Origin of the sequence: Paenibacillus qinlingensis (genome assembly GCF_031455095.1) — a bacterium.
GTDB classification, from domain to species: domain Bacteria; phylum Bacillota; class Bacilli; order Paenibacillales; family NBRC-103111; genus Paenibacillus_E; species Paenibacillus_E qinlingensis_A.
The window spans coordinates 269,300-284,790 of the sequence record NZ_JAVDSB010000005.1; the positions used below are offsets into that span (position 1 = coordinate 269,300).

The following is a 15,491-nucleotide window of genomic DNA, read 5'->3' on the forward strand; positions in this document are numbered from 1 at the left end:
TGATAAGAAATTGGAAAAACGAATTTTTGAATTGGAACAATATCGATATATCGATCAAAGACTGATCTCCAGCTATCAATTTTGGGTGGACGAAGAAGCGAACGTAGCGGCTATGCCGCCTACGAATGCGGAGTGGCGTACCATCCTTCTTGGCGAACGTTGGAGTGGATGGGATATGACCGCTTGGTTAAAAACAGAGGTAACGATTCCAGAGGAGTGGAAAGGGAAGAAGTCGCTAGGGCTATTCGATTTCGGCAAAACGGGGGCTGGGCACAATTCAGGGTTCGAATCGCTCATTTATCTGAATGGAGAGCCGTATCAAGGAGTTGGCGGCAACCATCCTGAAGTGTTTTTTCCAGAGAAGCTGATAGGACAAAAGGTTGAGCTGCTCTTTAAAGTGTGGACTGGTTTAAACGGCATGACCGGTGATAAGAGTGAGCTGGAGCATCGTATCCAGGTGTCTAAGCTTGCTCTTCTTGAGGAAGATACGGATGACCTGTATTACACGGCGAGCACGGTTTTGCAAACAATTCAATTGCTTAATGAGAACAGCTGGGAACAAAAAAGCCTGTTAAGTGCGCTAGACAGAGCCTTTCACCTTATTGATTGGCGTGTTCCCGGAGATGGGAAATTTTATGTCAGTGTGAAAGAAGCGAATGCTAAGCTAAAGGAAGAGCTAGCTCTGATTCCTAAACATAGCGAAGTCACAGTGAACTGTATTGGGCATACCCATATCGACGTTGCTTGGCTCTGGCGTCTAAAGCACACCAGAGAGAAGTCAGCACGATCCTTCTCCACGGTCCTGCGCTTTATGGAACAGTTTCCAGAATATACGTTCTTGCAGACACAGCCGCAGCTTTACAATTATCTGGAGTCGGACTATCCCGAGCTTTACAGCCAAATTTCCGAACGGATTAAAGAAGGCCGCTGGGAAGCAGGCGGGGCGATGTGGTTGGAATCGGATTGCAACGTTCCGTCAGGCGAGTCGTTAGTTCGTCAACTTTTGTATGGAATGCGCTATTTCGAACAACAGTTTGGGGCAAAATGTGAATATTTATGGCTTCCCGACGTGTTCGGCTACAGTTGGGCCCTTCCGCAAATTTTGCGTAAGGCTGGCCTACGTTATTTCATGACGACGAAGATTAGTTGGAATGTGTACAATCGATTCCCGCATGATACATTCTACTGGCAAGGGATTGATGGCAGCAAAATTTTGACGCATTATATCACGACGACAGCGCCGGATGCTGAGCCTGGCACCACGTTCTATACCTATAATGGGCTAGTTACGCCGGAAACAGTAACCAGTGTCTGGGAAAACTACCAGGATAAAGAGCTGAACAGTAATATGCTGCTCGCCTTTGGTTATGGAGACGGCGGAGGCGGGCCTACCCGATCGATGCTGGAAGTAAGACGAAGATTAGAACATATGCCGGGCTTGCCTAAGGTAACGATTGGCCGTGCAGACGAGTATTTCAAGCAACTAGAAGAAACTGTTGCCAGTACGGATCGCTATGTGCACAAGTGGGACGGGGAGCTGTACTTGGAGCTTCATCGCGGCACTTATACGTCTCAAGCATACAACAAAAAGATGAACCGACGAATGGAAAATTTGTTGCATGACACGGAGATAATTTCCACTTTCTTAGGTTCTCTGGCGGGCTTCTCTCATTATCCAAGTACACAAATCTATGATAGTTGGAAGATTGTGCTGCGCAACCAGTTTCATGATATTTTGCCAGGCTCATCGATTGCAGAAGTGTATGAGGACTGCCGGGTCGAGTATGCGGAGGCCGAATCGCTGGCTTTGGAGGCGAAAACGGGAAGCTTGCAAGCACTTGCCGGACGTATCAGCGGTGGGACTTCTCCAAGCTGGGTCGTCATGAACACGTTGCCGTGGGAGCGTAAGGATCATATGGCTCTGACATGGGAGACGCAGTTCGAAGGAAAAGTTTGGTATGATGCAGAAGGTCGCGAACTTCGGACGCAGAAGACTGTCGATCCCAACCTTGGGAACATTTTGCTGATTGAGGTCGACCGTATTCCGGCTTTCGGGTATACTACGATTCACTGTAAGAACAACACGGAGGATGTAGGTGTGGTTGAGAATTTGATTCGTGCTACGAGCTGTTCAGCTTCAACACCTTTCTATGAAATCGAGTGGAACCTACAGGGACAACTGACTCGGTTGTTCGATAAACGGGTGTTTAGGGACGTGCTCCTGCCTGGCGAGCTCGGTAATCGATTCGACGTTCATGAGGATAAACCGCTTGCCAACGATGCTTGGGATATTGACATTTTCTATTACGAAAAGGTGCGAAACATTACGGATTTGACTTCGGTCGAAATTATAGAGCAGGGCAATCTCCGCACCGTCATCCGGTTTGCATGGAGGTATGAGCAGTCCCAACTGGTACAAGACATGGTACTTTATCCGGACAATCCTCGCATTGATTTCAAAACATGGGTTGATTGGCAGGAGCGGCAGCAATTGTTGAAAGTAGCATTTCCTGTTGATGTACGGGCTACTAAAGCAACGTATGAGATCCAATTCGGAAACGTGGAACGTCCGACGCACTGGAATACTAGCTGGGATTTGGCCAGTTTTGAAACGTGCGCGCATCGATGGATTGACTTATCAGAAAGAGGGTTTGGTGTGAGCCTCTTGAATGATTGCAAATACGGTCATGATGTGCGGGACAACGTGTTGCGCTTGACATTACTTAAATCAGCGATCAATCCCGACCCGACGGCTGATCTTGGCGAACATACATTTACGTACTCCCTCCTGCCGCATGACGGTGACTGGTATACAGCTGGAACTTCACTCGAAGCACACAAGTTGAACATCCCAACTTCTGTTGTGAAACTGCCTGAGTGCAACGCGGATTCGGAACATGCAATGCCGGCTTCAATGAGTTTCTTTGAATGTGATGGTGAAAACGTAATCGTGGATACAATCAAAAAGGCGGAGGATTCTGACGCATGGATTGTTCGGTGTTACGAATTCGGAAACAAGCGTGGAACCGTAAACTTCAGATCAGGTTTCAACATTGCCAAGGTGGAGGAAGTTAACCTCATGGAACGTGAAGAACAAGCTATTTCACATAGTGACATAGCATTTACCGCATGTTTCAACCCATATGAATTGAAAACGTTCCGTATTTTCTTGGCCTAATTCAACCATAATTAGTAAAATTCATCCCATACAAACGCAGTGACTATGCACGTTGGTCTCTGCGTTTTCTACTATGTCCCAGAAATTGCATAACCTTCTAAACAGGACTTATTTAGTCTTTGGTGAAAATATGATATATAGTTAATTTGCAGATGCTAACTTGGCGCAGCCTTGGCCCTATCCATCTCTTATAGGCGGCACAGTTTTTATATATGAAATCATTGGGGGAATTTGTTTTGAATTGGATGCATCTGAAGCAATCATGGACTAAAAATAGACTTTTTTTTAAGATTCTGCTTTATTTCGTCTCTTTGCTAATTCCAATTGTCATTATTGGTATCATCGCCTATTTTAACGCAGATCAGATCATAAAGAAGGATACTTCTGAGAAACTGACAGATAACTTGAGTGCCTCTTCCAAAACCATTGATATTTATTTAAGCATGGCTCAGTCCACCAACAATAGTTTGCTGCTCAGCGAGACGATCCAGCAATCATTGCGGCCGTATCCCCTACTATCGGATGAAGAGAAAGTCAAATTGCCATCCATTTTGAGAGCGATTGCAGGGAATCGAAATCCGATCAGCCATTTTGTCGATAGTATTTTTATTTTTGTAGATGATCAACGTATTTATCTCAGTGATGGTATCGCTGATTTTGATGTGTTTTTTGACAAGTTTTATAAATTTGAGGACTTCAATAAAGATTTTTGGCGAGAACGCTTACACCAAAGCAGCTTATTCGAATTACTGAAACCTACCCGAGTGGTCAATGCAGATATGAATACGTATCGCGAAGTAATACCAAGTGTAACAACACAGTATTTGAGTGGACATTTGGCAACGATGGTAACCACCATCTCGATTCCTACGATCCAGACCACCTTGCAGAACAACTCTATTTTCGCGGCTACCCAATATATGGTGTTAGATAAAAATAATAACGTCATTTTGCATAGCAGCGGGTTAGATGAGAGGGCAGAAAATGATATTATCGCTTTAGCTTCACCAGAAAAACAAAGCAATCGTGCGTTTAAGAACGGTGATGAGCAAAGCTGGCTCGTTCAGACCACTTCCGATTACGGTTGGAAGTATATATCCATTACTCCTGTACATGCCTTTAATCAGGAGTCTTCCAGCATTTTAACTTTGATCATATGGATTTGTATCAGCTTACTTGTCATTGGCGTGGCTTTCTCTTTCATTTTTAGTTTCCGCTTATATAATCCAATTAAAAATATTCGAGATATTTTGCAAAAAAACGATAACGTGGATGAATGGCAACAGGAAACTCGCCGCAGCGGCGAGCTTCAAATGATTGGAAACAGCGTCAATCAACTGATCCAACGGCATATGGATGACAATATTAAAATTAGTACGTTTTCGGAAGAAATTCTCGAACAGTTTTTCACCAATTTGCTAAAAGGATATCGAGGACCGCATCCGTATTCCGTGAACACGATCTTAAAAGAAATTGATTTCCAAGACGGCAGTTATTTATGCTGCTGCTTTATCATTGATTTTAAGGATCGATTTTACCATGAGATTGTGGAAGCGGATCGGTTATTAATTTTGGAAAAGATGAAGCGTTTGCTTCTGGGCATTATGAAAAAATACGTGAACTGTTATTTAACCGAATACGAGCCTAACTTATATGTGTGTATGGTCAATTTAAAGAGTGAGGAAGATCGTGAGCAACTCGAACAAGGACTTGATATGGTCAAAACGACTTTCGCATATGACATGATTTATTGCGAGCTCATTATTGGTTTAGGTAAAACGTATGAAAAAATCGAAGAGTATTCCAAATCTTATAGCGATGCGATTACTGCAATTGATAAGCGGACCGACGCCTCCAAGATGGACATTCTGGATGCGAATCACTTTGAGATCGAACAAAATTATTATTACTCCTTCCTAGATGAAAATAAAATCGTCAACGGCTTGAAATCAGGCGACATCGAGGGTGTTAAGGCTGAGTTGGAAGGCATCATTGCTTTGAACAAATCAAGAGGTGTGTCTTTTCACTATCTCGGGGCTTTGCTTGTGGAATTTTTTAAAACGGGTAATCGCTATATAACGGATAAGAAACAGAGTGTCTACGATTTTCTTGATGACCATGAACATGCAAGCTTGAGCCAGCCGGAACTATTGCCAAGCGAGCTGGATCGCAGATTGAAACAGATCATTGATTTTTACGATAAAATCATTGCCAAGACATTTTCTAAGCCTGAAAGCAAATCGGGTACATTAGTTTCATTTATTACTGATTATATTGAGAAGCATTATGAGCAAGATTTATATCTTGAAGTGATCGCGGGTGAAATCGGACTATCCGCGAAGTATGTCTCCCGCATGTTTAAAGAGTCGACGGGGACGAATATCTCGGACTATATCAGTTTGGTTCGGATTGCCAAAGCGCGAGAATTGCTAGTGAACACAGATATGAAAATCAGTGATATCGCGGATAAAATCGGCATATTCAGCCGAACAACCTTCCTTCGCTTATTCAAAAAATATGAGGGGATTTCGCCCAATGAATATCGCAGTGCTCACGGAGTTAAAGAAAAGTAGGCGTTATGTGGTTTCTTGAACCATAAGGGAATAATGAATCATCGTGATGGATGTGGAAATACGGTTCATTTCCTGCTGTTTTGGTTCTTTCCTTGCACGTAGATAAGCACGTAAACTAGCACTACCAGTGCAAATTCAAGATTTTGAGGGGGGACAACGTGGCTATTCACATAAGAAAAATGCTTTCCGCTTGCTGTTCACTGGTAGTAGTCGGAAGTCTAATGGCAGGTTGCAACAACACGGACGATCTATCCTTGTCTAAGCGTACGACAGATTCAGCTAACAAGAGAACGCTCTCATGGATGAGATATGAGCACTCTTCTCAAGCGTTACATGTAAACTCAGTCATTTTAGAAGAAATCGCAAAACGAAAAAATGTCAAGCTAGACTTACAAAGTGTGCCGCAAAGTAACTATGAGGACAAGAAGAAGACACTTATTGCGACGAAGGCTTTGCCTGATGTAATTATGGTCAATCAGAATGATTTATTGAATTACGCGGATTCAGGTGTTTTCCTCGATCTCACGCCTTACTTGGATCGGATGCCTAATTTTCGTAAGCTGATCAGCCAGAAGCCTGAGATCAATAAGACCAAAGTCGATGATAAGTTGTACGGCTTTCCGCTGTTAACCAAATGGAGTTTACAGTCCGGTCTGCTTCCGATGATTCGTACGGATTTGTTGGCCAAACATAATATAAAGACGCCGACAACGTATGAGGAACTCTATGAAGTGCTCAAAAAACTGAAACAGGCTTATCCTGATTCTTATCCTTTTACTAGCCGCGCAGCGAATGGAAAAACAGGCACGGAGAATTTGATTAATCCGATTGCTTTCGGTTTTGGCAGCGGATATACCAATATCGCGGGGACTAAAATTTATTTCGAACCGACTTCCAAGAAGTATAAGTTTGGGCCATATTCACCCGAGTTCAAGGAAGCCATTACTTTTCTGCATAAGCTGTACAAGGAAAAACTGCTAGATCCGGATTATTCCGTTGCTACCTCGCAAGCGTGGCAGGAGAAATTAAGCACCGGCAAATCGTTCTTCTACCAAGACAACAACGGCTTTGGTGGTAATTTCAACAAGACACTCCAGTCTCAAAACCCTAGTGCCAAGTTCGAATTATTGCCAGCTATGGCAAGTTATACAGGGGGCAGACGTAATTACGTTTACCAACTTGATCATCTGGGTGAAATGTATGCGGTCAATGCCAAGGTGAAAAATCCGGAAGAAGTGATCCAGCTGATCGACTGGATGTATGGCGACGAGGGGACGAATCTGACGAGCTTTGGTGTAGAAAATGTTGATTACACGCTTGTTGGCGGGGAATATAAGATTTCTGAACAAACGCAAGCCAAGTTCAAGGATAAGCAGGATCCATTCCGAGCGATGCAATCTGCGCTTGGAACGGGTTACCTCGGTTTAGCCTTGCATTCGGATGATCATCCGCTTGTGCCTTCTTCCTCCCCTGATCTCATCAAGTGGTCTGAGAAAGCGATCAAGGATCTGGCTGACGGCATTAATTTCAGAGAAGTGAATGATCCTCCTTTTAATAAAGAAGAACGAGAGAAGCTGAAGCAGCTCCGCACGCAGTTGGATACGTTTGTCACGATGAATATGGACAAGTTCATTATCCATGACGAATCCTTAAATGATTGGGATAGTTTTATCAAGCAATGCCAAGAAAAAGGCGCATCTGAAATTGAAAAAATTTACAACAATGCATTGGCAAGAGTGAGTAAATAACTAGGATGGTGTGTTGGCGATGACGAAAAAGTACGCGATTGGTATCGATTACGGAACGGAATCCGGACGAGTACTTCTTGTGGATATTGAAAATGGGGAAGAAATAGCGGCGCATGTAACGCGGTACCCTCACGGTGTGATCGACGAGCGTCTGCCGAACTCTGATATCGTGTTGGAACCCGATTGGGCGCTTCAGCAGCCTGACGACTATTTGGCTGTACTAAGACATTCGGTGCCGGCTGTACTGCAAAGCTCAGGTATTGATCCGAAGCAAGTGATCGGAATCGGGATTGATTTTACTGCGTGTACAGTACTTCCTGTTGATGAAAAGGGAGAGCCATTATGCTTCCAAGAGGAGTTCCGGAATGAGCCTCACGCTTATGTCAAGCTGTGGAAGCATCACGCGGCGCAGGAAGAAGCCAATCGGATTAATGAAACAGCGGAGCGCTTGGAAGCTTCCTTCTTAAGCCGTTATGGCGGAAAAACCTCATCCGAATGGATGGTAGCCAAAGCGTGGCAAATTTTGAATGAAGCGCCAGTGATTTATGATAGAGCGGATCGCATCATGGAAGCGGCAGATTGGGTTGTTTTACAGCTAACCTCGAGTTCTATTCGAAGCAGTTGCTGCGCGGGTTATAAAGCTTTGTGGCATAAGACAGAGGGCTATCCGTCTAAGGACTTCTTTCAAGCTTTGGATCCTAGACTTGAAAATTTTGTCGAAACGAAATTGCAGGGTGAGATTTGTACGCTTGGCTCCAAAGCAGGCGAGCTGACTGCGGAATGGGCAGCCTTGCTAGGACTTGAACCTGGCACTGCGGTAGCGGTGGGGATCATTGACGCACATGCTGGCGCAGCGGGTTCAGGGGCTGTGCACGCAGGCCAAATGGTGATGGCGATGGGCACCTCTTTATGTCACATGCTGCTGAGCGATAAAGAAATTCATGCCGAAGGCATTTGCGGCGTCGTCGAGGATGGGATTGTTCCTGGGTTGTTTGGCTATGAAGCGGGACAACCAGCAGTCGGTGATCTGTTCGGTTGGTTTGTTGAGCAGGGCGTACCCGACTATGTGAAGGTAGAAGCTGCGAGAGAAGGCATTAGTGTACATGCGTATTTGGAGAAACTGGCAAGGGAGTTGAAACCCGGACAGACAGGTTTGCTTGCCTTGGATTGGTGGAATGGCAACCGTTCGGTACTCGTCGACGCGGATTTGAGTGGACTGCTGGTTGGGATGACCTTGCAGACAAAGCCGCAAGACATCTACCGATGCCTGTTGGAAGCGGCTGCATTTGGAACACGCAAAATCATTGAGACCTTTGAGCAAGCTGGAGTAAAGGTGAACGAACTGATTGCATGCGGTGGTCTGCCTGAGCGCAATCGATTGCTCATGCAAATCTTTGCAGATGTAACTGGCCGTGAGATCAAGGTGGCTGATTCAACGCAAACTACAGCACTTGGTGCAGCTATATTTGGTGCTGTTGCTGCAGGTGCGGAACGTGGCGGCTATGAGAGTATTGTGGAAGCAGCTTCTCGTATGACTCGTGTTCGTCAAGAAAGCTACAAGCCGAATCTTGAACATAGCTATGTATATGATGAATTATACATGGAATATAATCGTCTACATGAACTGTTCGGACGAGGTGGTTTTGATGTGATGAAGGCATTGAAGCGAATTCAACTAAAGCAAGAAGAACTCGCATCGCCATAGTTGTAGCTGCTCTCAAAAATAACCTATCGAATGAACATTCGATAGGTTATTACAGATTTTTGAAAAACAAGAAGTGCAAGTTACACTGACTTTGCCTCTATTACTTTAAAGTCCACAATTTAGGGTTAATACCTACTGCTTTCATAAGCAGTTCTAGATAATAATAGTCTCCCCATATGGTATAGCTATGCATCTCACCTAATGTGGAATCCCGCACAAAACAATTTGGCAAAATGCCCTCCACCGTCCAATCCATAGCTTTTGAATAGTTGGTTCTCAAGGATTCTAGAATTTTGTAGGCAGATGCTTCATAGAATTGCGATTTTTCAGCGTCAGGCTCCAAGGCTGCGATGTCCAGCATTCCGGAAGCAGCGATCGAAGCGGCTGAAGCATCCTTCAGGGCATCCGTAAAGTCGGGAAGCTTGAAATCCCAGTAAGGGATGACATCTTGCGGCAGGTTGTTCAGGTAATAGTCCGCAAGGTTTTCTGCCGCTGTTAGGTACTTGTCTAGGCCGGTATGTTCATAGGAAAGGACAAAGCCGTAGATTCCCCAGGCCTGGCCTCTTGACCAAGCGGATTCGTCGGCATACCCTCCTTCATTGAAGCCCCCGACAGGTTCGCCGGTGTAGGGATTGAAATCATAGGTATGGTACGTTGAATTATCTTCGCGTATACAATAGTGACAGGTGGTATCCGCGTGACCTTCTGCGGCCAGGAAATATTTGATCTGCCCTGACATTTCCGAAGCACAGTAGAGTAGCGGGAGATTCATCATGCAATCCATGATGAGCTTTCCTTTACGATCTTCTTCCTCGAGTCTTCCCCATGCGCGTATAAATTTTCCTAGGGAATTATATCTTTTCAAAAGTTCTTCCCCAGCTTGCACGGCTAGCTCTTTCGCCTCTTCGTTTCCTGTGATTTTATACAAGGCAGTAGCGTACAACTGATACAAAAAGCCCAAATCATGGTCTTTGTAGCCGGTTTCCAGTCTTTGACGGAATACAGGCATATAATTGAATAGATAATCCAAGTATTTCTTATCCTCTGTATACACATAGGCGAGCAGTACCATCCCCGTCCAAAAAGACCCGGTCCAGTTTCCATCCAAATTGAGAGAATCTGAGTAATTTCCAGTGGCTGATTTATGAGGAAACTTGTTTTGAAATTTAAGCATATTGGTATCAATTTTTCGAATAATAGCTTCAATTTCTGCTGTAATCACTTTTTTATCTGGCATACGCACTGTGACGCTCATGATCATTCTGTCCTCCAAATCTATTTAAAATGTTCGAGACGATTGCCTGTATTAAAAGGAAAATGCAGCTTCATACGTCTTGCCGATAGAACCTACGGTATCGATCTCTACTCGAACCCCGGAAGCTGTTGCTGTAACCGTCATAGAGTCATCTTTGGATACAAGTTGAAGTGAAGGCTGGTTAATCTCAATTACAATCTTTTGCTGTTTTTGCGTGGGATCGGATGCCGAAAAGACAAGCTTGTTATTGTCCATCTTTAAACCTACAGCCGCAGAATTGTAACTGTGAATGATGCCCTCTTGGCCAGGCTGCCAGAAGATATACGCTGTCGTATTGGTGTTGTCCTCATGAACGGCTTGAACATTCGCATCATTCCTCAGAATCTGGATATCCGGATCTGCAGCATATTGTGCTGTCTGAGCGGCAGTCTTGTTCGGCAGAAGAACATAGGAATAGCTGCTGTTCGTAGGCTGCGTGCCATGATTAAACCATATATTCATGTAGTTCTTCGTTTTTGGCGTCGTGCTGCCATAGCTTGTGTTTTTATTAATGTCGGACCATGCACCTGTTCTGGTCTCCCGAAGAAACTGAACGGTACCCGCTTGAGGGAAATAGTAACCGATGTTTGTTCCTGGGGCATTGCCCTCCAAGTTTGCCCACACCGTATTTGCAGTACTTTCGGAATAAGGGATTGCCGACGATTTCTCAACACCGTTAACGATGAGCTTATTAGCTCCGCTTGCGTTTAATTGACGGTTTTCAACAATGGTTTCAACGGTATAGTTGTCACTGCTGGTGATATCCGCTCCTAGGCTTACGATTTCATCATCGAAGACAAACCACGATTTCTTAGCTTTCAGATTGGAATTATAGGCATCTAATTGCATAGCGGAAGCACCATATAACCCACCGATCTCCACTCCGCCGACAAAATCCTGACCTGTCGTTTTACCGGAGCCTTCGCCATCCGCCTTAGGTCTGTTATCCACCGTGATCCCCGGCAGCCTGTAAGGGTTAATGGTAGGCCAATAATCGTTGGAATATTGCTTCAAATCGTTGTAGAGGTAGGTCATACCTTCATTCTGATACCAGTTCCTGACGTTTTCACCGCTGAAAGATTCGAAATTGCCAATTCTGGAAGACGACATCGTCACAGCAAAGGCGTAGCCATCTCTTCTCATCACAGCTTCATCCATGGCCGCATATTGTTTGTACAGCTCCAACGGAGCTTTCGCCGGGATGCTGGCATCATTCACGATTTTCTTAGCTTCCGTAACGAGATAGAAAGGGGCGGAGGCAAAAAAGTTACGATCCGTGTCTCCCAGGATCCAGCCTTTAGCCATAGATTGAAGCCACGGCTTTAAGCTGTTAGGCGCAAACATGGATGTCGTGACAACACCTCGAATGACCCTGTTTCCAATATAATGGTCGTCGTAGGGCTCTCTTGCGAGTTCACGGCCGCTTGCCATCCACATTCCAACGCCTTGATACATTAAAGGTTCAAAGCCATCGCGAATCCAGTCATAGACGTTATTCTTGCTCGGCGATGAAATTGCAAAGAGGGTATTTTCAAAGAAGTACATCGCACTGGATAAATCAAGCAGCATGGACTTTCCATAGCCCATGGTGTAGGAATGTTTTTGATGCTGGATAAAGGATCCGTCCTCATAGAAACCGTCCCCTTCTGTTGTGTAATCAAAAACAGCCATCAGGGCGTCTCTTCCCGCAATAACCTTATCCACATCCTGGGCAATAATTGCACGGACAGCAATAGCCATCGCGCGCCAAACCAGATTTGCCCCTGCATCGCCATCAGGCACTCTAGGAATGTAATAGTCGATCGCATCCGTATTTTCTTTGATTTGCGCCGCTGTTAAATCATCATACATGAGGACAAGGATGTCATTTAACGTCCCAGGCGTACCGATTTCCCATTCCCACCAGTTATCATAAGGCGGCTTATCTTTTCTGTAGCGATTGTCATTCAGCCATTCAAGCGCAGCAATGATATCAGCTTTCAGTGCTTGGTTCATATACAGCCCACTGCCAACAAGATTATAAGCAATCGCCATTTTTTTAACTCTGTCGTAATTTTGTGTGACAAATTTGGATAAATCCGTTCTTTTGGTGTCGTCGTTCCACAGATAGCTGCGTTCACTGCCACCTTTGATGAGTGAGTCCCATACGCTTTGTGCAGAGTCATTCGCTGCCACGACCATGGCAAGAATATCTGGATCGTTCATATCATGGGTACCGTCACCGATGAGACGATATTTCCATTTATCACGAAGCTGTTCATAGACTGCCGGTGTCAGCTGGCTTACATCAATCGCATTGTAGGTAACAAGTGTATAAAGATCCTTTAAGATGTAGGCGTCCTTCACAGGGTCAAAAATATTCACAGTGGAGCTGAAGATGATTAAATCTTGACTGCTGATAAATAATTGTTTACCGATGACTTGTGCAAACTCCGCTGCCGGCACCAAAACAGCACCATCACCGGCGATCGCTTCGACAGAGAAGCTTCCGCTGTTCCCGTTATATGAATAGCTCTTGCTGCCTGCTGTGGCGATAAAACTTCCGCTCACATGAAGCTTCTCCATAAGGAACTGAGCAGGGACGTAAATTTTTCCGTCTTTGCTTATAGGCGTTAGTAAGGAATTCGTGGAAATCACGGTCTTTACATCATCGACATAGGCATTTTCCGATCTAGGAACCATGACGACGGCATGCTTGATTTTGTTATGCATGATTTGCTCATCTGTTAATCTTTCGTTCTGCCTGGAAAGCAAGGTGGCAAACTGTTCAGCCGTAAGCGGCGCTGAGCTCTCATACATTTTGATATCATCATAGAAGGAGATTCCGCGATTCCAGGACTTGAAAGCGACTGAGAAGACATTATCAATAGCTGGCTCTGGGAATGCATAATCGGTAAGAATCCTTACACCATTCATATAGAGGTCAAATTTCTTCGAATCAAGCTTGGCAACGATGTGAAAAGTGGTCCATTTCTTCGCTTCATAGGTAGCCACTTGAACCTTATCAGGCATCGTTTTCACTTTGCCGTCTTTATCAAGCAAAAGGAATATATTCTCTTTGCCAGCTGCATCCTTGACCGCATAGAGAACGCGTTCACTGATTGTATCGTCAGGATATACGCTGACTTCCATGACCACATTGCCGTTTAGCGGCGATTTAAAAGATTTCAGAATGTTGACGTCCTTGGTATCGGTAGTGGGTTCCGTTCTAAAGCTGATCCCATGAGCGGTGTCAACGGTGGAGGGAGACATTTGAGAACCGCCAGTGGCCTGCCATCCTGTAGGCGCGCCGCTTGCATAGCTGGTGAATCCCTCATTTAAATAGACGGCAGCGACCGCCTGACCTCCAGGATTTCCGACGCCAGCGGTTGTGAATTTTAGCGTGCTTGGGACTGCTTTGTACCCGAGCAGATTCTTCACGCCGTTTGTCAGTGACAGCGTATAGGTTGTTGCCGGCTCAAGAGAAGATAGGCTCAGTCTGCAGGTGTTTCCTGAACAGCTGTAAGTCGCTGTGCCGGGCACTGTAGGTGAAATCATCACCGTACCTGAATTAAAAGTACTTGGATTCATGTTCGCTTCAGAGAACACGATGTCTACGTAAGTTCCGGTAGTCGGCACGCCGATATTGCCAACTGCCGCTGCAGCGGTGCCATTAATCTTGTAGCTTGCAGTAATGGTAGAATCGGATGTTGTAAAAGAAAAGCTGCTTGGCGTTGCGCCTTTCCCATAGCTACTCTTCACGCCATCGGTAACCGAAACGGTATACGTTGTAGCCGAATTGAGTTCCGTAAAATCAAGTCGAAGGTGATTATCTGTCACTGTGTAAGATACGTTCCCTGGAGATGCGGGAGATACGGTGACCGTACTATTGTTTATCGTGCTTTCCGTTACATCCCAACCACTGAAGGCAATATCAACATAAGTACCAATAGGGGGCAACCCGGTATCCCCACCTGTTGATGCTGCGCCATTCAGCATATAACTGGATAAAATGGGAGGATCCACCGTTGAAAAGGAAAAGCTTTTTGGCGTCACTTTTTGCCCAAATACATTCTCCACCCCGTTACTGACAGATACGGTGTACGTTGTTGCAGGCTGGAGAGTCGCAAAGCTGATTTGGTAGGCACCATCCGTACCAATGGAAGTTACTGCACCAGGCGAGGCTGGAGAGATCGTAATATGGCTAGAATTGAAAGTGCTTTCATTCATATGCAGATCACTAAAAGCGACATCGAGCGTAGTTCCTGTGACGGGAATATCAGACGCGCCGCTTGTGACACTATTACCATTGAGCTTAAAGCTTGCGTCAATAGAGGTTTCTGGTGTGTACCGGATTAATTTGAAATTATCGATATCAAAGGAGGGACCAGCAGAGTTAATAAATTGCACACCTTGCAAGGTTCCATCGATAAGAGGGATCTTTGAAGATATTGCCTTTCCATCAAGAAATGCTCTTGCGCCGAATGTACTCCGGTTGTTCAGATCTAAGGCAACCTTGATGTTATGCCACTGGTTATTGAGAACGTATACCGATGAAGCAACCGAATTAAAAGCATCGGCATCGAAACTTTTAATGACACCTGTTGAGAACAGCTCAAGGGGCTGGTACCAGGTCGAGCTTCCAACTTTAAAACCCAAAGCTTTTCCCGTAAAGGGGGATCCCATTTTTACATCCGCACTCAAGATGACTTTTCCTGTTGAAGCATTGAGTGGCGTGTAGAGGGGAAACCCTGATCGAATCTGAAAATCTCCTGCTGTACTGGCGATTCTGGCAACCTTATTCGTCGTGGAGCTTTCCGTTTCAATTGTTGTTCCATTTGCACGCCCCCAGGCGGCGGCAGCTTCCGTTTTGGATGGGTAGTCAAAGGTGTCTGAAATCGCGATCGTCGTTGCACCAAGAACACTTATCGGCAAGGATGACATTAATAACAAGCCTGCCATTATGGTTGCAATACACTTTTTCATCATAATACCTCCACCATCATAGAGTTTG

General features: G+C 45.1%; 6 protein-coding genes. 4 read left to right on the forward strand and 2 right to left on the reverse strand.

Translation table 11 applies throughout. The annotated features are described in order from the left end of the window. Positions 1-31: 31 nt before the first annotated feature. The 4 genes from J2736_RS17025 to J2736_RS17040 all read left to right on the forward strand — a co-directional run bounded on the left by J2736_RS17025 (position 32) and on the right by J2736_RS17040 (position 9,204). Positions 32-3,178: an alpha-mannosidase gene (locus J2736_RS17025; protein ID WP_310499788.1), complete on the forward strand. Its 3,147-nt coding sequence runs from the start codon at positions 32-34 to the stop codon at positions 3,176-3,178. 245 nt (positions 3,179-3,423) lie between these two features. After that, positions 3,424-5,751 (forward strand): helix-turn-helix domain-containing protein, encoded by a 2,328-nt coding sequence (locus J2736_RS17030; RefSeq protein ID WP_310499862.1) that lies wholly within the window; start codon positions 3,424-3,426, stop codon positions 5,749-5,751. Positions 5,752-5,909: 158 nt separating this feature from the next. Beyond that, positions 5,910-7,499 carry an extracellular solute-binding protein gene (locus tag J2736_RS17035; protein WP_310499789.1) on the forward strand — a complete coding sequence of 530 codons (1,590 nt, stop codon included), beginning with the start codon at positions 5,910-5,912 and terminating at the stop codon, positions 7,497-7,499. 19 nt (positions 7,500-7,518) lie between these two features. Further along, positions 7,519-9,204 carry a ribulokinase gene (locus J2736_RS17040; protein WP_310499790.1) on the forward strand — a complete coding sequence of 562 codons (1,686 nt, stop codon included), beginning with the start codon at positions 7,519-7,521 and terminating at the stop codon, positions 9,202-9,204. Positions 9,205-9,304: 100 nt separating this feature from the next. Here the strand turns inward: J2736_RS17040 and J2736_RS17045 are convergent, their stop codons facing one another. Both J2736_RS17045 and J2736_RS17050 read right to left on the reverse strand, forming a co-directional pair. Next, positions 9,305-10,459 (reverse strand): glycoside hydrolase family 88 protein, encoded by a 1,155-nt coding sequence (locus J2736_RS17045; RefSeq protein WP_310499791.1) that lies wholly within the window; start codon positions 10,457-10,459, stop codon positions 9,305-9,307. A 51-nt stretch (positions 10,460-10,510) separates the two neighbouring features. Next, complete coding sequence (locus J2736_RS17050; protein ID WP_310499792.1) at positions 10,511-15,466, reverse strand: polysaccharide lyase family 8 super-sandwich domain-containing protein; 4,956 nt, start codon at positions 15,464-15,466, stop codon at positions 10,511-10,513. Positions 15,467-15,491: the final 25 nt, after the last annotated feature.

Excerpts from the sequence above, each read along its gene's own strand:
- J2736_RS17030 (WP_310499862.1), top strand. The coding sequence starts at position 3,424 with ATGCATCTGAAGCAATCATGGACTAAAAATAGACTTTTTTTTAAGATT.
- J2736_RS17040 (WP_310499790.1), top strand. The coding sequence starts at position 7,519 with ATGACGAAAAAGTACGCGATTGGTATCGATTACGGAACGGAATCCGGA.
- J2736_RS17045 (WP_310499791.1), bottom strand. The coding sequence starts at position 10,459 with ATGAGCGTCACAGTGCGTATGCCAGATAAAAAAGTGATTACAGCAGAA.
- J2736_RS17050 (WP_310499792.1), bottom strand. The coding sequence starts at position 15,466 with ATGATGAAAAAGTGTATTGCAACCATAATGGCAGGCTTGTTATTAATG.